General features: G+C 64.7%; 20 protein-coding genes and 1 pseudogene. 7 read left to right on the top strand and 14 right to left on the bottom strand.

The features are described 5' to 3' along the window. Positions 1 to 277, bottom strand: a pseudogene (locus A3728_RS03155) (GNAT family N-acetyltransferase); the annotation flags it as partial. 166 nt (positions 278 to 443) lie between these two features. On the opposite strand from A3728_RS03155, the gene A3728_RS03160 reads away from it, so the two are divergent. From A3728_RS03160 to A3728_RS03170, 3 genes are all read left to right on the top strand, one after another. Beyond that, positions 444 to 1352: a LicD family protein gene (locus tag A3728_RS03160; protein ID WP_067920188.1), complete on the top strand. Its 909-nt coding sequence runs from the start codon at positions 444 to 446 to the stop codon at positions 1350 to 1352. Further along, a complete protein-coding gene (gene tagD, locus A3728_RS03165) occupies positions 1352 to 1780 on the top strand; it encodes a glycerol-3-phosphate cytidylyltransferase (protein WP_067920191.1) in 429 nt (142 codons plus the stop codon). Before A3728_RS03160 ends, tagD begins: the two co-directional genes overlap by 1 nt. 142 nt (positions 1781 to 1922) lie before the next feature. After that, positions 1923 to 3128 (top strand): multidrug effflux MFS transporter, encoded by a 1206-nt coding sequence (locus tag A3728_RS03170; protein WP_067920193.1) that lies wholly within the window; start codon positions 1923 to 1925, stop codon positions 3126 to 3128. Between the two features lie 3 nt (positions 3129 to 3131). Here the strand turns inward: A3728_RS03170 and A3728_RS03175 are convergent, their stop codons facing one another. Genes A3728_RS03175 through A3728_RS03185 form a run of 3 tightly spaced genes read right to left on the bottom strand, consistent with a single transcriptional unit; the run spans position 3132 to position 7475 of the window. Further along, on the bottom strand, positions 3132 to 3428 hold the full coding sequence (locus A3728_RS03175; protein ID WP_067920195.1) for a hypothetical protein: 297 nt from the start codon (positions 3426 to 3428) through the stop codon (positions 3132 to 3134). Between the two features lie 20 nt (positions 3429 to 3448). Further along, entirely contained in the window at positions 3449 to 6916 is a 3468-nt protein-coding gene (gene mfd / locus A3728_RS03180) for a transcription-repair coupling factor (protein WP_067920197.1), read from the bottom strand. 31 nt (positions 6917 to 6947) lie between these two features. After that, positions 6948 to 7475 (bottom strand): component of SufBCD complex, encoded by a 528-nt coding sequence (locus A3728_RS03185; RefSeq protein WP_150120624.1) that lies wholly within the window; start codon positions 7473 to 7475, stop codon positions 6948 to 6950. Between the two features lie 121 nt (positions 7476 to 7596). Between A3728_RS03185 and hemB the strand changes: the two genes are divergently transcribed. Beyond that, entirely contained in the window at positions 7597 to 8595 is a 999-nt protein-coding gene (gene hemB, locus A3728_RS03190; RefSeq protein WP_067920199.1) for a porphobilinogen synthase, read from the top strand. A gap of 181 nt (positions 8596 to 8776) precedes the next feature. Beyond that, complete coding sequence (locus A3728_RS03195) at positions 8777 to 9343, top strand: YSC84-related protein (protein ID WP_067920201.1); 567 nt, start codon at positions 8777 to 8779, stop codon at positions 9341 to 9343. A 41-nt stretch (positions 9344 to 9384) separates the two neighbouring features. Here A3728_RS03195 and A3728_RS03200 read toward each other — a convergent pair whose 3' ends face one another. Then, positions 9385 to 10302 (bottom strand): NAD(P)-dependent oxidoreductase, encoded by a 918-nt coding sequence (locus A3728_RS03200; RefSeq protein WP_269084750.1) that lies wholly within the window; start codon positions 10300 to 10302, stop codon positions 9385 to 9387. Positions 10303 to 10346: 44 nt separating this feature from the next. Here A3728_RS03200 and A3728_RS03205 point away from each other — a divergent pair, with 44 nt between their 5' ends. Both A3728_RS03205 and A3728_RS03210 read left to right on the top strand, forming a co-directional pair. Further along, positions 10347 to 12821: a penicillin acylase family protein gene (locus A3728_RS03205; RefSeq protein WP_067920205.1), complete on the top strand. Its 2475-nt coding sequence runs from the start codon at positions 10347 to 10349 to the stop codon at positions 12819 to 12821. Then, positions 12821 to 13384 (top strand): pseudouridine synthase, encoded by a 564-nt coding sequence (locus tag A3728_RS03210; RefSeq protein ID WP_067920207.1) that lies wholly within the window; start codon positions 12821 to 12823, stop codon positions 13382 to 13384. Before A3728_RS03205 ends, A3728_RS03210 begins: the two co-directional genes overlap by 1 nt. A 12-nt stretch (positions 13385 to 13396) precedes the next feature. On the opposite strand, the gene A3728_RS03215 is transcribed toward A3728_RS03210, so the two are convergent. The 9 genes from A3728_RS03215 to A3728_RS03255 all read right to left on the bottom strand — a co-directional run. Further along, positions 13397 to 13801 carry a DUF2177 family protein gene (locus tag A3728_RS03215; protein ID WP_067920225.1) on the bottom strand — a complete coding sequence of 135 codons (405 nt, stop codon included), beginning with the start codon at positions 13799 to 13801 and terminating at the stop codon, positions 13397 to 13399. Between the two features lie 99 nt (positions 13802 to 13900). Further along, complete coding sequence (gene hflX / locus A3728_RS03220) at positions 13901 to 15199, bottom strand: GTPase HflX (protein ID WP_067920209.1); 1299 nt, start codon at positions 15197 to 15199, stop codon at positions 13901 to 13903. Continuing rightward, entirely contained in the window at positions 15196 to 15435 is a 240-nt protein-coding gene (gene hfq, locus A3728_RS03225) for an RNA chaperone Hfq (RefSeq protein ID WP_067920211.1), read from the bottom strand. Before hfq ends, hflX begins: the two co-directional genes overlap by 4 nt. A 131-nt stretch (positions 15436 to 15566) precedes the next feature. Beyond that, positions 15567 to 17108, bottom strand: a complete 1542-nt coding sequence (locus A3728_RS03230) for a TrkH family potassium uptake protein (protein ID WP_067920213.1) — start codon at positions 17106 to 17108, stop codon at positions 15567 to 15569. Positions 17109 to 17129: 21 nt separating this feature from the next. Continuing rightward, a complete protein-coding gene (gene trkA, locus A3728_RS03235; RefSeq protein ID WP_067920215.1) occupies positions 17130 to 18506 on the bottom strand; it encodes a Trk system potassium transporter TrkA in 1377 nt (458 codons plus the stop codon). Positions 18507 to 18682: 176 nt separating this feature from the next. After that, a complete protein-coding gene (ntrX, locus tag A3728_RS03240) occupies positions 18683 to 20095 on the bottom strand; it encodes a nitrogen assimilation response regulator NtrX (RefSeq protein ID WP_067920217.1) in 1413 nt (470 codons plus the stop codon). Continuing rightward, a complete protein-coding gene (locus A3728_RS03245; protein WP_330220257.1) occupies positions 20092 to 22335 on the bottom strand; it encodes a sensor histidine kinase NtrY-like in 2244 nt (747 codons plus the stop codon). Before A3728_RS03245 ends, ntrX begins: the two co-directional genes overlap by 4 nt. A gap of 101 nt (positions 22336 to 22436) precedes the next feature. Beyond that, positions 22437 to 23807, bottom strand: coding sequence for a response regulator (locus A3728_RS03250; RefSeq protein ID WP_067920219.1), 1371 nt, complete (start codon positions 23805 to 23807; stop codon positions 22437 to 22439). Between the two features lie 2 nt (positions 23808 to 23809). Further along, a partial coding sequence (locus tag A3728_RS03255; protein WP_443069420.1) for a two-component system sensor histidine kinase NtrB occupies positions 23810 to 24826 on the bottom strand: 1017 nt, incomplete at its 5' end.

A 24826-nucleotide genomic window follows, 5' to 3' on the forward strand; every position in this document is an offset into this window, starting at 1 on the left:
CCCCCGCCTGCGCGCTCACATAGGTGCCGATGATCCCCCAGCCTTCCGGCAGGTCATAGGGGTTCCCCGGCGTGGCGCGTTTGAGGGACTGGAACCCCAGCAAGGTTCCGTCGTGGGTCATCGCGACGGAACATTCCACCCGATCCGGGTGGTCGATATAGTTCGATAGGACATGCGCGGGCGACCGGGGCCGGTCACTGCCCCATGTGTCCAATATGGCTGCCAGAACCGTGCTCATGGCCACGGCATCTTCCGGAACGGCTGGTCTGATGATCACGGCTATGGGCGTCCTCCCAAGCGTAGATTGGTCAAAGAATTGGCTAGGTAAGAATCCCGTTTACCTCAACCACCTGCATCAGACTGAAATCTTTTGCTTTGTGCCGCCCGGTCGCATAGGATTCCCGCCAGAGGGGCGCAAAGCCCCCGGCAGAACGAGCGGTGACATGAAAGATCAAGCGGACCTGTCCGATCAGGCCAAACGCACCCGTGTATCCGAGATCAGGTGGATGGCCCTGGCGGAGATCCTTACCGGAACAACCGGCCTTGATGCGCGCGCCTACCGCGCAGAGATCGAAACCCTCAAACGCCGCCCCCTTTCGACGGAATGGATCGAAGCCAACGTGATGCTTTCGTTCATCGCGCAGGTCCGGCCCAGCCGCACGACAGGCTATCTTGCACGGCTGCGCAGCCGCGCGGAACAGGAGGGCCGGGCAGCGGAGTTTGCCGAATTCGACCGCCGGTTGCGCGCCTATATCGCCCCCAAGGTCCTGACGAATCACGCTTTTCGCGATGGCAACTTCTCCACCGAGGATCACGGCGCCATCTGGGCCGGGGTCACCGCCCATATGGTGACGCTGGGCACCTTGGGCTATGAGGCGTTCCTGAATTCCGGCACCCTGCTGGGCGTCGTGCGCGACGGCAAGCTCATCGATCATGATGACGACGTCGACCTCGCCGTGTTGCTCCGCGCTGCGGATGCCGAAGCTGCCGCGCGGGAATGGACCGAGTTGAAAGGGAAGCTGCGCGAGGCAGGCGCGCTCGATCCCGAACAGATCGACAAACCCCAGATCTGCAAGCTGAAGCGCATCGGCGGGGTCGAAGTCGATCTTTTCCCGGCGTGGCAACAGGCAGGCCGGTTCTACGTCTATCCGCACACCCATGGTGACCTTGACGCAGCGGATGTCCTGCCCCTGCGCCCCGCGCCGCACGGGCCTTTCACCCTGCCGGCCCAGCCGGAAAAGATGCTTTCAGTGAATTACGGCGCCGGATGGCGCGAACCGGATCCGCTTTTCAAGTTTCCATGGGCCGAGGCCGATGCGAAATTTGCCCCCTTCCTCGAAAGGCTTTCATGATGCAGCCCTCCCGAAAACCGCGCGTCGTGCTGACCTATGGCACGTTCGACCTGTTCCACCACGGCCACGTCAACCTGCTGCGGCGGCTGGCGGACCTGGGCACTGAACTGATCGTTGGATGCTCCACCGATGCCTTCAACCAGATCAAGGGCAAACAATGCGTGATGTCCTACGAACAGCGCCGCACCATCCTTGAAAGTTGCCGCTACGTGGACCGGGTAATTCCGGAGGACACCTGGGAACAGAAGCGCTGCGACATCGTCAACTACAACGTTTCCACCTTCGCCATGGGTGATGACTGGACTGGTAAATTCGACGATTTGCAGGACATCGCACAGGTTCTCTATCTGCCGCGCACCCCGGAGGTTTCGACGACGGAGCTGCGCGCCCAGATCGGCGATCGGGAGCGGCGGGCCATGGGGCGCTGACTCCCCCGGCCCGGTCGTTCGAACCGACAACTCCTGATTGAAGTTTCCCGGCGGTTGGGATAGGTCTGACGCAGAACAGCGTCATTTCACGCGCCTTTCAACGTTCGGAATAGTTAATGACTCGCAACAGGTCGATTTTTCCATGAGTCGTGCCGAATTCGTCGCGCTGATCGCGATGATGTTCGCCACGATCGCCTTTTCCATCGACGCCATGCTGCCCGCCCTGCCCCAGATCGGTGCGGAGCTGTCACCCGAAGCGCCCTATCGAACCGGGCTGATCCTGACTTCATTCGCGCTCGGCCTTGGGGTCGGGACCTTTTTCACCGGCCCGCTGTCGGACGCCTACGGGCGGCGCAGCGTGGTCTTCGGAGGATCGGCGCTTTATATCGTGGCGGCGGGCGTGGCGTGGCAATCCCAGTCGCTGGAGATGATGCTGGCCGCCCGCGCCGTGCAGGGATTGGGGGCCGCAGGGCCACGCGTGGTAGCGCTCGCCATCACGCGCGATCTTTTCGCGGGGCGCGAAATGGCGCGGATCATGTCCATTGCCATGATGATCTTCGCGCTGGTCCCGGCCATCGCCCCCACCTTGGGCGCGGGCATCATTGCCGTCGGCGACTGGCACGGCATCTTCATTGCCTTCATGGTCTTTTCGCTGATCACCGTGATCTGGATGGGCTTGCGCCTGCCCGAAACCCTGCCCCCCGCAGAAAGACGCCCCCTGCAGTCCGGATTGATCTGGGCAGCCGTGCGCGAGATGGCGAGCCATTCGACGGTGCGGATGTCCATCGCCGTGCAGACCCTCGCCCTCGGGATGCTCTTCGTGACCTTGATGCTGGTGCAGCCGATCTATGAAGAGATTTTCGATCGGGGCGCGAGCTTTCCTTACTGGTTCGGTGCCGTGGCCATCGTGGCTGGCAGTGCGAGCCTGCTCAACGCGCTGCTGGTGGTGCGTTACGGGATGCGGCGGCTCGTGACGATCACGCTGGCTATGCAGATCGCCCTCTCCGGCGGAATGCTGGCGCTGGGGACAGGCCAATGGGCCGATCCCTACAGTTTTTACGCCTTCGTTCTCTGGCAGACCTGCCTGTTCTTTCAGGCCGGGCTGACGCTGGGCAACTTGACCGCGCTGGCGATGGAACCGATGGGCCATATCGCGGGCACCGCGGCCTCTGTCATCGGGGCGGTATCCACCGTGGGGGCGTCGCTCATCGCGTCGCCGGTAGGGGTGCTTTTCGACGGTACGATCACGCCGCTGGTGGGCGGCGTGCTGGCCATGGCGGTGCTGGGGTTCGTGCTGATGCTCATGATGGGCCGCGTCGAACGGCCAGAAGCCGCCCCCGCCGGTTAGCGCCTAGGCGTTGCAGACCACCGTGACATCGATATCGGTATAGATCACACCGCTTATCCGGCGCGTGATCTCGCCACTGCGGCCCGTTTCGACATAGCCGCGCGGACAGATAGCATTGGCCCGGCGCGCGATATCGGTATTGGGGGTGGGCGGTATGCCTATTGCACTGGCCCGGGTAACGGTGAACTGCGCGATGATGCGGCCATCGTCGGTCTTGCCCAGCACGCGCGCCTCTTCGGAAAAGATCATGGCGGCGCAGCCCGGCAGGGCCAGCAGCAGTGCGAATATGAGATGTTTCATGTAACGGCTCCCTCGGTACTCTAGTTGGATGCCTTAGCCTTCGCCTTCTTTTCCTTGGCGATGACATGTTCGGCCAGATCGCGGGCCACGGCGAAGGCGCCCTTGATCTTGTCGCTGTCCTTCTTCCAGTCGCGCCGCACGACGATCTTGTTGTCCTTCACCTTGGCCAGCCCGCGCTGATCTTGAATGAAGGCCACCAGACCCTCGGGCGAGGCGAACTTGTCATTGTGGAACTGGATCGTAGCACCCTTCGGGCCGCCATCCAGCTTTGCGATGCCCGCACGTTTACACATCGCCTTGATGCGCACCACCAGCAGCAGGGTGTTCACCTCCTTCGGCAGCGGCCCGAACCTGTCGATCAACTCGGCAGCAAAGCCTTCAAGCTCCACCTTGGTGGTGAGCGAAGAGAGCCGCCGGTAAAGCCCCAGCCGCACGTCGAGGTCGGGCACATAGTCTTCGGGGATCAGGACAGGCACGCCAAGGTTGATCTGCGGTGCCCATTGATCGTCGGCCTCGCTCAGCCCTTCCAGCTCGCCCGCCTTGATCTTGGCAATCGCCTCTTCCAGCATGGACTGGTACAACTCGAAGCCCACATCGCGCATCTGGCCCGATTGCTCTTCGCCCAAGAGGTTCCCGGCGCCGCGAATGTCCAGATCCTGCGAGGCCAGCGTAAAGCCCGCCCCCAGCGTATCGAGGCTCCCCAGCACCCGCAGCCGCTTTTCCGCCGCCGGCGTCAGCTTGGCCCGGGGCTTCGTGGTGAGATAGGCATAGGCCCGCGTCTTGGACCGTCCGACGCGGCCCCGTATCTGGTAAAGCTGCGCCAGCCCGAACATGTCGGCGCGGTGTACGATCATCGTGTTCGCCGTGGGGATATCGAGGCCCGATTCAACGATCGTCGTGGCCAGCAGAATGTCATATTTGCCGTCGTAGAAGGCGTTCATCCGGTCGTCGAGCTCCCCCGCCGCCATCTGGCCGTTGGCGACGATATAGGTCAGTTCCGGCAATTGCTCCTTCAGAAAGGTCTCGATCTCCGGGAGGTCGCTGATGCGCGGCACAACGTAGAAGCTCTGCCCGCCCCGGTAATGCTCGCGCAGCAGCGCCTCCCGGATCGTGACCGCATCGAATTCGGACACGTAGGTCCGGATCGACAACCGGTCCACCGGCGGTGTGCCGATGATCGACAGGTCGCGTACCCCGGTGAGGCTCAGTTGCAGCGTGCGCGGAATTGGCGTCGCCGTCAGGGTCAGCACGTGGATGTCGCTGCGCAGCGCCTTCAGCCGTTCCTTGTGGGTGACGCCGAAATGCTGTTCCTCGTCGATCACCAGCAGGCCGAGGTTGTTGAAGCGGATGCCCTTGGCCAGCAGCGCATGGGTGCCGATGACGATATCGACGGTTCCGCGCGCCATGCCGTCGCGGGTCTTCGCGGCTTCCTTGGCGGAAACGAACCGGCTAAGCTGGCGCACCTCCAGCGGGAAGCCGCGGAAGCGTTCTGCAAAGCTCTTGTAATGCTGGCGCGCCAGCAGCGTGGTGGGGGCGATCACCGCCACCTGCACGCCCGACATGGCGGCCACGAAGGCCGCGCGCATCGCCACCTCTGTCTTGCCGAAACCCACGTCGCCGCAGATGAGCCTGTCCATCGGGTTGCCGGAGGTCAGATCATCGACGACATCCTCGATGGCGCGCAGCTGATCGTCGGTTTCAGTATAGGGGAAACGCGCGGCAAAGGCGTCCCACATGCCGGGGGGCGGTTCCAGAACCGGGGCCTTGCGCAGCGCGCGTTCCGCCGCGATGCGAATGAGCTTGTCCGCCATCTCGCGGATGCGCTGTTTCAGCTTGGCCTTCTTCGACTGCCACGCGCCCCCGCCCAGCTTGTCCAGCAGCCCTTCCTCGTGGCCGTATTTGGACAGCAGTTCGATATTCTCCACCGGCAGATAGAGCTTCGAGCTTTCGGCATATTCCAGCAGCAGGCATTCATGGGCCGCTCCGGCGGCGGTAATGACCTCCATCCCCAGATAGCGCCCGATGCCGTGATCCACATGGACCACCAGATCACCGGGGCTGAGCGATTGCGCTTCGGTCAGGAAGTTTTCCGCCCGGCGCTTGCGGCGCGGCGAGCGGATCAATCGGTCGCCCAGCACGTCCTGTTCGGAAATCACCGTCAGGCCCGGCGCCTCGAACCCGTGTTCCAGCGCCCAGACCGCAAGGTGCAGCCCCCGTTTGCCGATCCGCGTGGCGTTGGTGATGGGGATCGCCTCCGCGATGCCCTCGTCTTCGATCAGGCCTGTCAGCCGCTCCCGCGCGCCTTCGGAATAGCTGGCGATGACCACGGGACCGACTTCGAGTTTTGCCTTAACATGCGACGCCAAGGCACCGAAAAGGCTGATGCTTTCCTGCTGTCGCTCCGGCGCGAAATCGCGCCCGATGCGCGCGCCCGCGTCCAGCACGCCGGGGCCGGTGGGTTGGGGCAGCGGGTTGAACTGGATGCGGCGGCGGCCCTCCATCGCGGTTTCCCACGCGGCATCGTCAAGGTAGAGCCCTTCTGGCGGGACGGGCTTGTAGACGCTGTCCATCTTGCTGCGGTTGGCCATGGCCAGCTTGCGGGTCTCATACTGATCCGCGATCGTGTCCCAGCGGGCTAGCCGCTGGGGCGTCAACTGGTCGTCGAGCGTGACAGTGGCCTCCGGCACGTAATCGAAGAGCGTCTCCAGATCGTCGTGGAAGAAGGCCAGCCAATGTTCCGCGCCCTGATGCTTGCGCCCGGCGCTGATCGCCTCATAGAGCGGATCGTCGGTTCCGGCGGCACCGAACTCGATACGATAGTTCTGACGGAAACGGGTGATCGCCGCCTCGTCCAGAATGACTTCGCTGACCGGGGCCAGTTCGACCTGATCGAGCTTTTCGGTAGTGCGCTGGGTGGCCGGATCGAAACGCCGCGCGCCGTCCAGCACGTCGCCGAAGAAATCGAGCCGCACCGGCCCCAGATCGCCCGGCGGGTAAATGTCGATGATACCGCCCCGGATCGCGTAATCGCCCGGCTCCATCACCGTAGGGCTCTGGGTAAAGCCCATCCGGACGAGGAACTGGCGCAGGCCCGCCTCGTCCACCCTGTCGCCCACCCGGGCGGAAAAGGCGGCATCACGCAGCACGTCGCGCCCCGGCACCCGCTGGGTCGCGGCATTGAGCGTCGTGAGCAGCACGAACTTTTCGGGCATCCCATGGACCAGTGCCGCGAGCGTTGCCATCCGCTGCGCGGAAATATCGGCATTGGGCGAGACCCGGTCATAGGGCAGGCAATCCCAGCCGGGAAAGACCACAACCGGCATCGAGGGGGCAAAGAACCGCAGGGCGGCCTGCATCGCCGCCATGCGCTTGTCGTCCCGGGCCACATGCAAAACCGGCGCGTCGGCGCGCGCCATCTCGTCGAGGATCGCTTTCGCGTCATAGCCCTCGGGCGTGCCGGAGAGGATCAGTTTGTCTTTGCGTGCCATGCGGCCTCAGTTGGGGTATGGGCGTCCGGTGTCAACCGCCGAGAGGTCCGATAACCAGGTTCTGATACATCCCCCAGAGCGCGGTGACAAAGATCGAGACCATGCCGATGATCTGTGTGTAGATCCGGTGACGCATGAGCCGCCGGAACAGCCGCTCGCCCGTCGCCTCCTCAACATGGATGAGCCGGGCGGTGGAAATGCTGAGCAACCCGACGAGCGACAGCGGCAGCGCCAGCAAAAAGACCGCCTGCGCGAATTCCATCCAGTAGACGAAACCCAGAAGCGCCAGCATCGTCAGGGCGAAACAGCCAAATCCCAGCAGCCACAGCCCCGAAACCCGCCCGATATAAAGCAGCCGGTTCACGTAGATGCGCACCAGATCCTCCAGATCTTCCTGCGCGGCACCGCCCTGGCGCTTGGCCCGCAGCACCATATCATAGGGCACGCCCATGATCCAATGGCTGCTGGTGGACCAGATGACCGCGAGCACGATCCAGTACCACAGGTTGGAGAACGACCGCATGTCGATCAGTTCGAATAGCGTCTGATACCAGTCCAAGTCTCACCCGGCTTTTTCGTTTGGCTGCGATGTCATACCCGCCACATCCGGCAATTCCTACCCTTGAGCGATGCAAAAATACGTGGCAAGCCCGAGGGGCCGGAACCTGAGGTATTTTTGCATGATCCCCACCCAGTCGAGCTTTCCCGCCCTGCGTCTGCGCCGCACCCGCCGCAGCCCCGCCCTGCGTGCACTGGTACGCGAAAACGCGCTTGAGGCGAGCGACCTGATCTGGCCCGTCTTCGTCCGTGCCGGATCGGACGTGGAAGAGCCTGTGCCCTCCATGCCCGGCGTCATGCGGCGCACGGTCGACCGGCTTTTGCCCGCCGTGCGCAGCGCGCATGATCTGGGCATCGGCGCGGTCTGCGTCTTTCCCTACACCGGGATCGAGGACCGGACGGAGGATTGTGCCGGCGCATGGGACCCGGACAACGCGGCCAACCGCGCCATCGCCGCGATCAAGGATGCCCTGCCCGAGATGGCGGTCATGACCGACGTGGCGCTCGACACCTACAACATCAACGGCCATGACGGCTTCGTCGAGGACGGGGTGATCGTGAACGACCGGACGGTGGAGGCGCTGGTGAAAATGGCGCTGGCGCAGGCCGACGCAGGCGCCGACATCATCGGCCCGTCGGACATGATGGACGGGCGCATCGGCGCGATCCGGGAAGGACTCGAAAGTGCGGGCCACAGCCATGTGGCGATCCTCAGCTACGCCGCCAAATACGCCAGCGCCTTCTATGGCCCGTTCCGGGATGCGGTGGGTGCCTCCGGCGCGCTGACGGGGGACAAGAAAACCTACCAAATGGATCCGGCCAACAGCGATGAAGCCCTGCGCCTTGTGGCGCGCGACCTCGCCGAAGGGGCGGATATGGTGATGGTCAAACCCGGGCAGCCCTATCTCGATATCTGCCGTCGGGTGAAAGACAGCTTCGGTGCCCCGACCTTCGCCTATCAGGTCAGCGGCGAATACAGCATGATAAAGGCCGCGTCGGGGAACGGCTGGATTGACGAGGAGCGCGTGATGATGGAAAGCCTGATGGGCTTCAAACGGGCGGGCTGCGACGGGGTTCTCACCTATTTCGCCCCCGAAGCCGCGCGGCTCCTGAACGGCTGACAGCCGCCCGGAGGGGCCCGGGAAACGCGCATTCGACGACAAGACGCGGCGTCACGTGACCCGAAACCCGCAAAGACACGCCTGTCTGCCACGCGGGGCATGACAGGAACGACAAAACCGATTAGGATCATTGCCAAGTCGGAAAACCGGCATCAGGCAACCAGAATACAGGCAGAACCCCATGAGCAATCCGAAATTTTCCCGGCGTGCGTTCACGCTCGGCGCATTTGCCGGTCTGACCGTCACCGCCGCCTGCGGCAACGGTATCGGCGGACGCGGCGCGCAGATGATCGACGCGCGTGTCGATGCGACACTGGCCGAAATGTACCGCGCCTATCCCAACACAGTGCAACTGGCGCAGAAATCCAATGGCATGCTCGTCATGCCACTGGTGACGGAGGCCGGTCTCGGCCTCGGGGGCGCCTACGGGCGCGGCGCGTTACGGGTGAATGACGTGACAGTGGATTATTATTCCGTCACCAAGGCCTCGGGCGGGCTCCAGATCGGGGCCGCGCAATATGCCCATGTGCTCTTTTTCATGACCGACAGGGCGCTTGCCGAATTCCGCAGCTCCCCCGGCTGGGCCGCGGGGGCGGACCTCGAATACGTGATCTCGAACCGGGGCGACAGCCTCAACGCGGAAACGACGACGGTACTGGCACCCGTGCTCGCGGCGGTCTTCGGGCGCGCGGGCCTGCGTCTGGGCGCGACGCTCGAAGGCACGAAATATACCCGCATCATCCCCTGAGGGGAGCGGTCCCGCCCCTTTCGGGGGCGGGCCGCAACGGGTCAGTCGCGCTGCAGGCGCTTGAACAGGCTTGAAGTGTCCCAGCGCCCGCCGCCCATCTTCTGGACGTCCTTGTAGAACTGGTCCACCAGCGCGGTGACCGGCAGGCTCGCCTTGATGTCGTCTGCCGTCGACAGGCAGATGCCCAGATCCTTGCGCATCCAATCCACCGCGAACCCGTGGTCGAACTTGTCGTCGAGCATGGTCTCGTAGCGGTTCGCCATCTGCCAGCTTCCGGCGGCCCCCTGGCTGATCACCTCGACCACGTCGCGCCCGTCCAACCCGGCCTTTTCGGCGAAATGCAACGCCTCGCTCAGCCCCTGAACGAGGCCCGCAATCGCGATCTGGTTGCACATCTTGGTCATCTGGCCGGCGCCGCTGTCACCCAGCCGGCGGCAGATCTTCGAATAGACCTCCATCACCGGCAGTGCGCGGTCAAAAGCACCCTGATCCCCGCCGCACATGATCGATAGCTGCCCGTTCTCGGCCCCCGCCTGCCCGCCGCTGATCGGCGCATCGACAAAGCTGACCTGGGCATCGTCCGCGGCCTCGTACATCTCGGCGGTGACGGCGGCGCTGACGGTGGTATGATCGACGAAGATGGCCCCCTTCGTCATCCCGGCGAAGGCCCCGTCCGCGCCCGTACAGACCGAGCGCAGATCGTCGTCGTTCCCCACGCAGGCCATGACGAAATCGGCACCCTCAGCCGCTTCGCGCGGCGTGGCGGCATGGGCACCGCCATAGGTGGCCACCCAGTCTTCGGCCTTGGAGGCGGTGCGGTTATAGACCGTCACCTCATGCCCGGCCTTCTGGAGATGCCCCGCCATGGGCGCACCCATCACCCCCAGACCCAAAAATGCCACTTTCGCCATCTGCTTTTCCTCCCCAACCGGTTGCGCTATTGCTTGCCAAACACCTATCACCTTGTGCGCGCTGGTCAATCGGCGCGGGATCCGGAGCCCTGATGGCAGCTGTTTTTCGTTGGCTGGTGCGACTGACGGCGCTGATGATCGTGCTCGCGGTCGTTGCTGTCGGGCTGATCTACTGGCTGGCGTCGCGGTCCCTGCCCGACTACGACGACGTGATCGTCACGCCCCGGCTCACCGCGCCGGTGGAGATCGTGCGCGACAATGCCAACGTGCCCCATATCTTCGGCGAAACCGATGCCGATGTGTTCTACGCCCTGGGCTATGCCCATACGCAGGACCGGATGTGGCAGATGATCACGCTGCGGCGTACCGCACAGGGCCGCCTGTCGGAGGTCTTCGGCACGGCGACGCTGAACATCGACAAGCTGCTGCGCCGGTTCGACCTCTATACCCTCGCCGTCCGTTCCGTCGACGCGCTGGAGCCACGCACCCGCGCCGCGCTCGAGGCCTATTCCAACGGGGTCAACGCGCGGCTCGATCAGATCAACTCCGAAGCATTGGGCCGCGGCGCGCCCGAGATGTGGCTTTTCAACGCGCCCATGGCGCCGTGGCGCCCGGCGGATTCCGTGGCGATCCTCAAGCTGATGGGGCTGCAACTCTCCGCCCATCTGGAGGCGGAGGTGCTGCGGGCCCGCACTTCGCTGATGCTGGCCGATCCCGACCGGGTGCAAGACATCCTGCCGGATGCCCCCGGCCCCGGCATCGCGGCGCTGCCCGAATATGCCGCTCTTTTCCCCGATGCGCCCCGTGTGGCCGCCAATATCCCGCTCGATCCGCACCCGCTGTCGCCCTTCCGTCACATGCCCCTGGCGGGGGCGTCGAACGCATGGGCGGCGGCGCCGTCCCGCTCCGCTTCGGGCGGAACGCTGCTGGCGAACGATCCTCACTTGGGCTTCTCGGCTCCGTCGATCTGGTATCTCGCCCGGCTCGAACTCGACAGCGGGGGGGTCATCGGCGGGACCATCCCGGGCGTTCCGGTGATCCTGACAGGGCGCAGCGCCAGCCTCGGCTGGGGGGTGACATCGGCCTATGCGGACGATCAGGACGTCTATATCGAGGAACTGAACCCGGATAATCCGCAGGAATACCGCACGCCCGACGGGTGGGCGAAATTCAATACGCGGTCCTCCATCGTCAACGTGAAGGACGCGGAGCCTGTCACCGTCATCCAGCGCTGGACCCAAAATGGCCCGGTCCTGCCCGGCACGCATTACAACCTCGCCGCCGTCACCCCGCCCGGCCATGTGGCCAGCGTGGCCTGGACGGTGCTGACGCCGGAGGACACGACCATGGATGCCGCCATGGACCTGATGGGCGCCAAGACGGTCGAAGAAGCGATTGCCGCGGGCGAAGCCTATGTCGGCCCGGCGCAGAACCTCACGCTCGTGGATTCCGAAAACATCGCGATGAAGACCGTCGGCGTCATCCCGCGCCGCGATGTCGCCCACCAGAGCGAGGGGCGCATGCCCACCCCCGGCTGGGTCGAGGCCAATCGCTGGCAGGGCCGGATGCCCTATGAAACCAATCCGGAGTTCGTGGCCCCCGCGGGCGGGATACTGGGCAACACCAACAACAAGACGGTGAACCGGGCCTTTCCCAACCATGTCTCCTATGTCTGGGGCGACACCCAGCGGATCCAGCGTTGGCAACGGCTGATGCAATCCCGTCAGGTCCATACCCGCGACAGCTTCATCGAGGCGCAGCTCGACACCGTCAGCTTCACCGCGCGTTCGCTGCTGCCGCTGATGGGGTCGGAACTTTGGTTTACCGGCGAAGCGGCCCCCGAGGGCACAAGGGAACGCCAGCGCCAGCGCGCGCTGACCCTGCTCGCCGGCTGGTCGGGCGAGATGAACGAACATCTGCCCGAGCCGCTGATCTATGCCGCATGGTTGCGCGCCCTGCAGGCCCGCCTGATCCAGGATGAGCTTGGCCCGCTGGCGGATGAATTCACCCATGTCCAGCCGCTGTTCATCGAACGGGTGTTCCGCGACGTGGGCGGCGCCTCCGTCTGGTGTGACGTGCTCCAGTCCGCGCAGAAGGAAACGTGCCCCGACATGGCCCGCCTTGCACTGGACGACGCGCTGATCTGGATTGAGGAGACATGGGGCAGCCAGCTTGAATCTTTGCGCTGGGGCGATGCGCATCAGGCCACCCATGATCACCAGATCCTCGGCGAAGTGCCCCTGCTGCGCTACTTCGTGAACATTCGCCAGTCGACCTCCGGCGGGGACAATACGCTGCTGCGCGGCCGGACGAAGGGCACCCTGCCCGATCCGTTCCAGAACGTGCACGGAGCGGGCTACCGGGGGGTCTATGATTTCGCCGATCCGGATTCTTCGGTCTTCATCATCTCCACCGGGCAATCCGGCCACCCGCTGTCGCGGCACTACGACGACATGGCCCAGTTGTGGCGCCGGGGGGAGTATATTCCCATGTCGCTGGACGAAGACCTCGCCCGGGCCGCATCGGTCGGGGTCACGCTGCTGATGCCCCCGCGCAGCCGGCGCTGATGGCGCGTGTGATCCTCTTCAACAAGCCTTTCGGGGTCCTGTCGCAGTTCACCGACAAGGGCACCGAAGGCTCGCCCCGGCCCACCCTTTCGGCCTATATCGACGAGCCGGGGTTCTATCCGGCGGGTCGGCTCGACAAGGACAGCGAGGGCCTGCTCGTCCTCACGGATGACGGCCCGCTGCAGGCGCGGATCGCAAATCCCAAATACAAGCGGCCCAAGACCTATCTGGTACAGGTGGAAGGCAGGCCCGACGCCGGGGCGCTGGACCGGCTGCGCCGCGGGGTCACGCTGAAAGACGGGCCGACAAGACCCGCGCGGATCGAACAGGTCGCGCCGCCCGACGACCTCTGGCCGCGCGATCCGCCCGTGCGTTACCGCAAGAGCGTGCCCGACGCATGGCTGGAGATCACGATTACCGAAGGGCGCAACCGTCAGGTACGCCGGATGACGGCCCATGTGGGCCTGCCGACACTGCGGCTCATCCGGCTGGGCGTGGGTGACTGGCGGTTGGGCGGCCTGCGGCCCGGGGCATGGCGCTTCGCCTCACCGACCGGGCCATGAGGGCCGATCCCTTCAGGTAGAGATGGCGCGGGTGATCCAGACCCCGGCGGTGGCGGAGACCGAGGTGAGCACTACCCCCCAGGTCAAGTCCGTGGCGACCATCGTGCCGGTCCAGTCCTTCAGCGTCGCGTAGTTGGTGAATTCATAGGTCCCGTAGCCGAGCGCCCCGATCAGCGCAGCATTCCCCAGCACCCAGAGCATGCCGCGCCCTTCCGTAAGCGCGGGCCACGACACGAACCAGAGCAGCACCGCCACGTAGAACGCATAAAAGACGAAGGCGGGGACGAGGCGGAAATCCTCCAGCAACAGGCCGCCCACATCCTTTTCGAAGGTCGGCTTGATAAGAAAACTCAGCCCGACGTAATCGAGCCCCATGAAAATGGCGAAGGTGACGGCATAGAGGATGACGAGGGTCATGGCGCGGCTCCCGGTTCGGTGTTCGGCCTCCATATGGGCCGATCGTGCGACGGGTCGAGCATTATCTGCCGCCACGCGCGCCCCACCCACAGGCGGGGCCTAAAGCTTCTGGAATTGTGCTTCCTGCTGCGCGGACCAGCGCACCGCAAGATCAAAACCGCTGTCGGTTTGCCGTTCCTCGATCACCACGTCCTGCTCGAAGAGCCACGCGCGCTTGCGCCCCTCCTCGAAGGAGAGGGACAGATCGGCCTCCCGCAGGTGGCCCTGCAGCGCCTCGGCGATGGTCGATTGCAGGGCATCCAGCCCTTCGCCGCTGATCGCGGAAATGGCGAGCACATCCGGATCCCGGGCCGCCGCCGCGCGCAGGGCATCGGCTGCCTCGGGCGGCATCAGGTCGATCTTGTTCCAGACCTCGAAGGTGCGCGTCTGCTTGTCCACCCCGAGGGAGGCGAGGATATCCCGCACGTCCTGCGCCTGTTCCTCCGTCTCGCTGTGGGAGACATCGCGGACGTGGCAGATGATATCGGCGGCCAGCACCTCTTCGAGCGTAGCGCGAAACGCCGCGACCAGTTCCGTCGGCAGGTCGGAAATGAAGCCCACCGTGTCACTCAGGATCACCTCGGGACCGTCGGGCAGCACGAGGCTGCGCATCGTCGGGTCCAGCGTGGCGAAAAGCATGTCCTTGGCCATCACCTCCGCCCCGGTCAGGCGGTTGAACAGCGTGGATTTCCCGGCGTTGGTATAGCCCACCAGCGCCACGATGGGATAGGGGACCTTGGCCCGTGCTGCGCGGTGCAATGCGCGGGTCCGCACCACCTTGTCCAATTGGCGGCGCAGCCGGACGAGCTGTTCGTCGATCGCACGGCGGTCAGCCTCGATCTGGGTTTCGCCGGGGCCACCGACGAAGCCAAGCCCACCACGCTGCCGCTCAAGGTGCGTCCAGGCGCGCACCAGCCGCGTGCGCTGATAGTTCAGCGCCGCCATTTCCACCTGCAGCACGCCTTCGCGGGTGGCGGCACGGTCGCTGAAGATTTCGAGGATCAGACCGGTCCGGTCCAGCAGTTTGACCTTCCACGCCTTTTCAAGGTTGCGCTGCTGCACGGGGCTGACGTGGCCGTCCACCAGAACGAGTTCGATCTCGCTCTCCTCCAGCCGCTGGCGCAGCTCTTCGATCTTGCCGCTGCCAAAAAGCATGCCGGCGCTGACGCTGCGCAGGGGCACGACCTCTGCGCCCTGCACCTCCAGCTGGGGCAGCGCCTCGGCCAGTGCCACGGCTTCGGCCAGCGCGGGTTCGGGCGCACGACGATCGGGATCGCTGCGGATGTCCGGATGCAGGACCCATGCGCGGGTGACGCGGGGCCCTTCGGTTTCATCGATCTGGAAAGGAGGTCGGCTCAATTAGCCTCTTCACCCTCATAGAGAGAAATCGGCTGGCTGGGCATGATGGTCGAAATCGCGTGTTTGTACACCAGCTGCGATTGCCCGTCGCGGCGCAACAGCACGCAGAAATTGTCGAACCAGGTAATGACGCCCTGCAGCTTCACGCCGTTGATCAGGAAGATCGTGACCGGAACCTTGGTCTTGCGTACGTGGTTCAGGAACGCGTCCTGAAGGTTCTGTCTGTCAGACGCCATAGTCTCATTCGCCCTTTTTTCTTGCCGGTGTCCGCGGACCGGACCTCCCCATTCCGACCACTATGGAGCGCAAAGCACGGAGTTTCCAGCCCGAATCTCCGAAGCCCGCCCGAAGCGCCGGGGCTGACGTGTCAGCCGCGCCACAGATTGGGGGTCAAGAGCGCGATGATCGCCAGCGTCTCAAGCCGGCCCAGTATCATCGCACCGCAAAGCACGTACTTCGCCGCCATCTTCAGTTCGATGAGCCGGATGGGCGCGTCGTCGGCGTATTCAATGAGCGGCCCGGTGGTCGAAAGGCTGGCCACCGACATCACCAGCGCCTCGTCGAAGGAAGCGCCGATCAGGGTCAGCAGCAATGTCACCCCCGCCAGCGAAAGCGCGAAGAGCATGAAGAAGATCCACGCGATGAAGGCCCCGTTGCTTTGCAGCCGCCGCCCTGCCGCCCCCGCCCCGCTGACCGAGTTGGGGTGCACCAGCCGCTCCATCTCGCGCACGCCGTTCTGGTAAAGCGCGAAGACCCGCAACAGCTTTACCCCGCCTGCCGTCGTCGCCACGCCGCCGCCGATCAGCGCCAGCCCCATCAGGATCAGGCCCGGCGTCGCCAGCCCCGACCAGCTGCGCGCCTCGGCCCAATGCTCCGACACGAAGCCCGTGGTGGTCAGGAAGGACATCACGGTAAAGAGCGCCCCCCAGAGCGCCAAGCCGGCCTCGTAAAGGTTTTCTTCGGCGGCCACGTCATAGGCCCCGATCCAGTGGCGGGCAAAGAGCAACAGCGGCACGCCCGCGATCACGGCGATGCCTATGCGGAATTCAGGGTCGGTACGCAGCCCGCCTTGGGTGGCGGTGATCGTATCCTTGGAAAAGGTCAGCCGGGACAGCGCGAAAATCATGAAGAGCATCATCACCGCCTCGCCCGTCACACCGATGGAGGTGGAATTCTGCACCCCACCGATGGGCGAAATGCCCGATGTCGCCATCACCGACATCGCATGGCTGAGCGCCACCAGCGGGACCTCACCGCCGATCAGCAGCAGCAGGAACAGCACCAGCGTAAGGCCGGAGTAGAGCGGCAGCAGTGACTTGGTGACCCGGATGAGCCTGTGGCGCGGATCGACCGGCGCGTTGCGGATCCCGGCGGCGGGCTCCCTCCGGCCCGGTTCGGCCTGTGCGGTGACCTCGAAACCGCCAAGATGGAGCGGCGCCAGAATGGCGGAGGCGGCGATCCACATCAAAAGACCGCCCATCCAGCCCACCTGCGCGCGCCACAGGTGCAGGGTGTCATTGAGCCGCCCGGGCTCCTTGAACATGGTGGCCCCGGTGGTGGTCAAGGCGCTGACCATTTCGAAATAGGCATTGGTGAAACGCGTCGTGGGCAGTGCTTCAAGAAAGGGCACCGCCATTATCACCGGCAGAAAGACAAAGGCGGAAAAAAGCGACAGAAGCTGCGTCAGCGGCCCTTCGCGCCCGATCCGGCCCGCATGGGCCACGGCGATCAGCGTAAAGACCACCAGCCCCAGCAGCGAGGCGTAGAAAAAGGCGCGCGATGTATCGTGGTCATTCAGGACGAGCGCATGCAGCGCCGGAACCATCATGGACAGGACGGTGGCCCCGAAAAGCAACAGGAACAGCGGCAGGTTCATGATATCCCGCCGAATATGACTCTTGCGGCTCACGCGGCGCCCTTCCCTGCCCTGTCAGAAGAAATCGATCGAAACCTGCATGAGCTGCTCCACCGCCGGCACATCCTCGGCGAGGGCGAAGAGCACGATCACGTCACCCTCGTCGATCCGCATGCTGCCATGGGGTCTCACCACCTTGCCCGCCTTGCGGACCAACCCGATGAGCACGCCTTCGGGGAAGTCGATATCCGATACCTTCCGCCCCGCGATGGGCGAGGTGGAAAGCACTTCCGCCTCGATGACTTCCGCCTCGGCATCACCGATGGAATAGACTGCCCTGACCCTGCCGTGACGTATATGGCGCAGGATCGACGACACCGTCGTGGCGCGGGGGTTGATATAGGCATCGATCCCCAGCGGGGTCATCAGCGGCACCAGCGTGGGATCGTTGATCAGCGCAATGGCATAGGGGCAGCCCGCGGCCTTGGCCCGCACGCAGGACAGCATGTTGGTCTTGTCGTCGTCGGTGACCGCCAGCATCGCGTCGGCGCGCGAAATGCCCGCCTCGGACAGCAGCGCTGAATCGAGCCCGTCGCCGTTGAGCACGATGGTCCGTTCCAGCGCCTCTGCCGCGCGCTCGGCGTTGTGACGGTTCTTCTCGATCATCTTGGTGCGGATGCGTTTCAGCCCCGCCTCCAGATGTAGCGCCACCGTCAGCCCGACGTTGCCGCCGCCCACCAACACCAGCCGCTCCTGCTTGCTGGCCTTCTTGCCGAAGATCTCCATGGTGCGCTGGATGTCGTCCTTGTGCGAGAAGACATAGCAGTCATCCCCCACGAAAAGCTGGTCCTTGGCTTCGGGCGCGAAAAGCGTGCCGTCCCGGCGTACCCCCACCACCACGGCCCGGAGGGTGGAGAAGAGATCGGTCAACTGGCGCAAGGGCGTGTTCACGACCGGGCAGTCGGCCTCCAGACTGATGCCCAGCAGATGCGCCTGCCCGTCCATGAAAACCTCCGTGTCGAAGGCGGCGGGCGCGGAAAGGCGCTGCAGGGCGGCTGCGGCCACTTCACGTTCGGGGCTGATCACCACGTCGATGGGCATGTGATCGCGCCGGTAGAGATCGGAATAGATCGCGTCGAGATAGGACTGGCTGCGCAGGCGGGCGATCTTGCGGTTGATGCCGAAGACCGAATGGGCCACCTGACAGGTCACCATGTTGACCTCGTCGGAATGGGTGGCGGCGATGATCATCTCCGCATCGCGCGCCCCGGCCCGGTCGAGCACGTCCGGGTAGCTCGCGAAACCGGCGATGCCCTGCACGTCCAGCGTATCCGTGGCGCGGCGCACGAGGTCGGCGTTGCTGTCCACCACTGTCACATCGTTGCGTTCGCCGCTCAGGTGACGGGCGATTTGCCACCCCACCTGTCCTGCACCGCAAATGATCACTTTCATGAACCGGGGTCCCCTGATCTGGACCGGGCCGCCACCCGTGTTCAAGGGGCCGTCCGAACCGGTCCAGCCATGACAGAGTGGTAAAACGCGGTCAATTCAAATGTCCCCGGAGAGGGTGGGGCCAGTACGGGGGCACCCCTTTTCCGGTCAGCGCCCCCGTTTAAAGCCGGGCCCGCTCAGCTCGCGTGTTCCGCCTCTTCGTCTACATGGGCCACGCGCACGCCTGACTTGGCCGATGTCACCACCCCCAGCGATTTCAGTTTGCGATGCAGGGCCGAGCGTTCCATGCCGACGAAATTCGCCGTCCGGCTGATGTTGCCGCCAAAGCGGTTGATCTGCGTCAGCAGGTATTCGCGCTCAAAGGCTTCACGCGCCTCGCGCAGGGGCAGCGTGGCCAAGGCACCGGACAGGACTACGCGACCGTCGTCTTCCGACGGATCCTCCTCCCCCGGCAGTTCGCGTGCCTCGATGGGGCCCGAGCCTTCGCCGAGGATCAGCACGCGCTCCACGAGGTTCTTGAGCTGGCGCACGTTGCCGGGCCAGATCATCGTTTGCATCAGGGCGGTCGCTTCCTCGGTGATCTCGCGCAGCGGAAGGCCCTGTGTCGCGTTGAAATCGCTGATGAAATGCTGCGCCAGTGCCGGGATATCCTCGCGCCGGTCCTCCAGCGAAGGCACCGCGATCGGCACCACGTTCAGGCGATGATAGAGCTCCTGCCGGAAGGTCTCCGCCGCGATGGCGGCATCGAGGTTCCGGTTGGTGCTGGAAATGACGCGCAGGTCCACGCGGACCTTGTCATTGCCGCCCACCCGGGTGAACTGCTGATCCACCAGCACCCGCAGGATCTTGGACTGGGTGCCCAGCGGCATGTCCGCGACCTCGTCGAAATAGATGACCCCGCCGTGCGCCTGTTCCAGCAGCCCCGGCTCCACCCCGCGGTCTGGGGTTTCGCGCCCGAAGAGGACCTCCTCCATCCGGTCGGGGGAGACGCCGGCGCAGTTGACGGTGACAAAGGGCGCCGTCGACCGGGCGGAATGGGCGTGGATGTAGCGCGCGGCCACTTCCTTTCCCGCCCCGGCGGGGCCGGTCAGCATGACCCGTCCATTGGACTTCGTCACCTTATCGAGCTGGCTCACCAGCGCGCGGAAGGCGGCGGAGTTGCCGATCATTTCCGAAGAGGTCACGTCGCGCCGCTTCAGGCTGAGGTTCTCGCGCCGCAGGCGGCTGGTTTCCATGGCGCGCCGGATCACCACCAGAAGCTGGTCGATGTTGAACGGCTTTTCGATGAAGTCGTAGGCCCCCTGCCGGATCGCCGCCACCGCGATCTCGATATTCCCGTGGCCGGAGATGATCACCACCGGGATGTCGGGATTGTCCCGCTTCACGGTCTTGAGGATGTCGATCCCGTCCATCCGGCTGTCCTTCAGCCAGATATCGAGGATGATGAGCGCGGGCGCCTCGGTGTTGATGGCCTGCATCGCCTCGTCGGAATTGCCCGCCAATCGGGTGGCAAAACCTTCATCTTCGAGAATGTCCGAGATCAATTCCCGGATATCGCGTTCGTCGTCAACGATCAGAATATCGCTCATTTGCCTTCTCCGCTCTGCTCAGGGGGATGTGTGGGAACCAGAGGCAGCGTGATGACCGCCATGGCGCCGTGATGGGTCTGTCCGTCGAACACGGGCGCGTTTTCCAGCGTGAGGCTGCCGCCGTGTTCCTCGATGATCTTCTTGACGATGGGCAGGCCCAGGCCCGTCCCTTCGCTGCGTGTGGTGACATAGGGCTCGAAGAGGCGCGCGCGGTCTTCGGGCAGGCCGATGCCGTTGTCCGCCACGGTGATCCGCGCGGTGTCGCCCGACTTTTCGAGCCGCACTTCGATCCGGGGCTCATGATCTTCCGGCGCGCCCTCGCAGCGCAGGGTCTCGATCGCTTCGCCCGCGTTCTTGATCAGGTTGGTCAGCGCCTGCGACAGCATGGTGGAATCGACCTGCGCCATGGCAGGCTCATCCGGCACGTCCATCGCGATGGTGACATCCGGCTGCCCGGTCTGCTGCAAGAGCACCGCATCGCGTACGAGGTCCGACAGATCCTGGAGCGCGGTTTCGGGTTCGGGCATCCGGGCGAACTTGGAAAATTCATCGACGATGCGCCGCAGATCCGCCGTCTGCCGGATGATGACCCCCGTCATCTGGTCCAGCGCCTCGGCGCCCTCCCCGACCTTGCCGCCGAACTTGCGGCGGATGCGTTCCGCGCTGAGCTGGATGGGGGTGAGCGGGTTCTTGATCTCATGCGCGATGCGCCGCGCCACGTCGCCCCATGCGGCCATCCGCTGGGCGCTCACAAGGTCGGTCACATCGTCGAAGGCGACAACATAGCCTTCCAGGTGACCGTCGTCGCCACGCCGGGTCGCCATGCGCACCAGCAGATTTTCAAGGCTGCCCTGCCTGGCTACCTTCACCTCGGCCTGGGCCACCTCGCCCGGGCCGTTCGTCACCGTTTCGAACAGGGGGCCGAACTCCGGCACGGCCACGGATATCGCCAGCGACTGCTGGTCCTCGTTCCAGTCGAGCAACCGCATGGCGGAGCGGTTCACGAAGGTCACGCGCCCTTCGGGGTCCAGCCCCACAACACCCGAGGTGACCGAACTCAACACCGAATCGAACAGCCGCCGCCGCCGTTCGATCTGGCGCGTGTTGTCGAGCAGCGTGTCGCGCTGGCCCTTCAACTGCCGGGTCATCTGGTTGAAGTAGCGCCCCAGCATCGCGATCTCGTCGTCGCCCTCTTCCTCGACGACCTGAACGTCGAGATCCCCCGCGCCGACCTGCTGGGCCGCGCCGGTCAAGCGACCCACGGGCCGCGACAACCGTTCCGCGAACCACAGGCCAAGCCAGACGGCGGCAAGGATCAGGATCACCGCGAATCCGAGGTAGAGCAGGCCGAATTCAAACAGCAGCCGCCCGCGCTCCGATTCGAGCTGTTGATAAAGGTGCACCGTCTCCCGGGTGTCATCGAGCAGCGCGAGGATATCGCCGTCCACGTCGCGGGACACGTAGAGATAGCGATCGACAAAGGAATCGAGCCGCACAAGGGCGCGGAATTCATTGGCGGGCCAATCCTCGATCACCGCCACCTCTTCTTCGGAGGCGCGCTGGATGTCGGAAGGGTCCGGCGGGTCGAAGTCGAACAGGTAGGACCGGTCGCCGCGCGCGCGGATCTGGGCTGTCCCGTCGATCAGATAGGCTTCGCGCAGGCCCCGCTGGATCTGGCGCTGGCCTTCGCCGAGGATCTGGCTGTCGCTCGCCGCGATCCCCTGACGGCGGGCGCTGTCGATGCTCCGGGCGAGCGCCAGCGTATCCGCGATCAGGTCTTCGCGCTGCTCCAGCTCATAGGCCTGCGCCGCGGCGAGCGAACTGCCCACCACGCTCCGCACCCGTTCGGAAAACCACCCCTCAAGACCGAAATTCACGGTCAGCACGGCAAAGACCGCCACCGTGATCGTCGGGATCAGCGCCATCAGCGCGAAAACACCCGTCAACCGCAGGTGCAGCCGCGATCCCGCCGACTTGGCCCGCCGCGCCGCGATGAGCCGCGCCACCTGGCTGAGGACAAGTGCCGCAACGAGCAGGACATAGATCAGATCGGTAAGCAGGATGAGCCGCAGCGCGGGGCTGTTCGCCCCCTGCCCCAAGGGCCCAAGTACAAGATAGGTCGCCAGCGCCAGAACAGGCCCCAGCACCACCAGCCCAAAGGTGGAAAGATTGCGAACGCGTCGCACCCGCCGCAAACGGCCAAGCCTTATGAGCGCTGAACTGCGTGATCGGGTTGCCACCCGCTGCCCTCACCGATGATGTGATGCATCCCTGCATCAACCGCCATATTTTGTGGTCCTGATCCGGTCTGAAACCCGATGGCCACGTTTATGTGGCGGTTTTACATCATTTTGCGACCGCGTGTCACCTCTATATCGAGGTCGGTAATCTTCTTTCGTAGGGTATTTCGGTTAATTCCCAACAAATCCGCGCACTTGGCCTGATTCCCGGACGTTGCGGCAAGTGCGATTTCTATCAAGGGTGCCTCCACTTCGCGCTGGATCCGTGCGTAGAGGCCCGGCGGGGGCAAGGCGTTGCCGTGCAGATCGAAATAACGGCGCAGGTGCCGTTCGACCGATGCGCCCAGACGTTCGGTATTGGCCTGCGCGCGCAGCGGCTGCGGATCGGGCTCCGCGCCCAGTACCTGTTCGGCCTCCGTCTGGGTGATCTCCGGCGCGCGGCCCGTGAGGGCAAGCTGGCGCATGGCATGTTCAAGCTGCCGCACGTTGCCGGGCCATGTGTAATTGCCGAAGATCCGCGCGGCCCCGTCCGACAGGACGCGCCGCCCGCTGCCCGCGCTGTCCGACCGTTCGAGGAAATGCGCGGCCAGAAGCGGAATATCCTCCACCCGGTCGCGCAGGGGCGGTACATGCAGCGTGGCGCCCGAGAGGCGGTAATAGAGATCCCGGCGCAGGGTTTCGTTCTTCATCGCCGCTGTCAGGTCGGACTGGCTTGTGGCAAGAAACCGGGGGCTGTGTTCGCCCGGCGCGTCCATCATCCGGGCCAGCCGCGCCTGAAGCGCGGCGGGGATGTCGCCGATTTCATCCACCAGCAGCGTCCCGCCGCGCACCCGGGCCAATATGCGCGCGGGCCCTTCGATATCCTCCAGGTCCGCGCCGGTCACGGTAACGAAGGGCAGCGAACGACGATCGGAAAAATCGTGGATCGCCCGGGCGATCAGTGATTTCCCGGTGCCCGATTCACCCCAGATCAGCACCGGCAGTTCAGAGTTCATCACCCGGGCCACCAGCCGGTAGAGCGCCTGCATCACCGCCGTCCGCCCCACCAGCGGCAGGTCGTCCCGTTCGGGCGTCTCCTCCGGCTGCGGGGCCGGCATCCGGGGGGCCGCCCCCCGTTCGAGCGCGCGCGCGGTCCGCTTCATCAGATCCGGCAGATCGAAAGGTTTGGGCAGGTAGTCGAAGGCGTCCGCCTCGGCGGCCTTGATGGCCGTCATGATCGTATTCTGGGCGGAAATGACGATGACCGGCAGCCCGGGCCGGTCGGCGGCGATCTTGGGCAGCATCTCCAGCCCGTTGCCATCGGGCATGGCAACATCGGAAATCACCACGTCGCCGCGCCCCTCGCCCACCCAGCGCATCAGCGTCGTCAGGCTGGATGTCGCGTGGACCTTGCAGCCCGCCCGCGTCAGCGCCTGCGTCAGGACAGTGCGGATCGTGCGATCGTCGTCCGCCACCAGAACGGTTCCATCCATGCTCAGGACTCCTGTGATATGTCGCCGCGCGCCCGCGGCAGCGAAATGCGAAAGACGGTGCGCCCCGGAACGGAGGTAACGGATATCCATCCGTCATGCTCCGAGATGATCTTGCTCACCAGTGCCAGCCCCAGCCCGGTGCCGTTTTCTCGGCCCGATACGAAGGGATCGAAGACATCGGCCTTGATGTGCTCCGGCAGGCCGGTGCCGTCGTCGACCACCTCTATCTGCAGCGGCAGCGACTGGCCCGACCCGTCCGCCCGGCGCAACCGGAATGAATGTTCGAAATAGGTATGCAGCCGGATCGTGCTGCCCCCCGCTTCGGAGGCGTTCTTGAGCAGGTTCAGGATCACCTGCAGCAACTGGTCCTTGTCCCCCAGCGCAAAGGGCAGCGAAGGATCGTAATCCTCGATGATGCGCATACCTGCCCCGAACCCCAGCAGCGCAGAACGGCGCGCGCGGTCCAGCACGTCGTGTAGGTTGACCGGGGCACGGACGGGTTTCGACAGGTTACCGAATTGCTCCACCTGCTCCAGCAGCTTCACGATCCGCCGCGATTCCGCGACGATGAGGTCGGTCAACTCCAGATCCTCCGCCCGCAGATTCATGCTGAGCAGTTGCGCCGCACCCGTGATCCCGGCAAGCGGGTTCTTGATCTCATGCGCCAGCATTTCGGCCATGCCGATGGCCGATTTCGCGGCACTCTTGACCGAATGGTTCTGCGTCATCCGGCCCGCCAGTTCGCGAGGCGTGATGAGCATGAGCATACAGTCATCGCGGCCCACCAGCGGGGCTATCTGCAGCGCGCATTGCAGTGGGGCGCGCTGGCCGCTGCCGACGTCGATATCGTTGACGAAAAGCGGCGTGCCCGAACTGCGCGCGCGGTCAAAGGCGATCTCGAGCGGGTCGTCCACCGCGATCACATCCCAGACGGGCTGGCCCAGTACCGATTTGGCCGACACGTTGAGGAAGCCTTCCGCGGCGGGGTTCACATCGCGGATACCGTCATCGGCCCCGAT

The sequence above is a fragment of the Sulfitobacter sp. HI0040 genome, assembly GCF_001634885.1.
Taxonomy (GTDB): Bacteria; Pseudomonadota; Alphaproteobacteria; order Rhodobacterales; family Rhodobacteraceae; genus Sulfitobacter.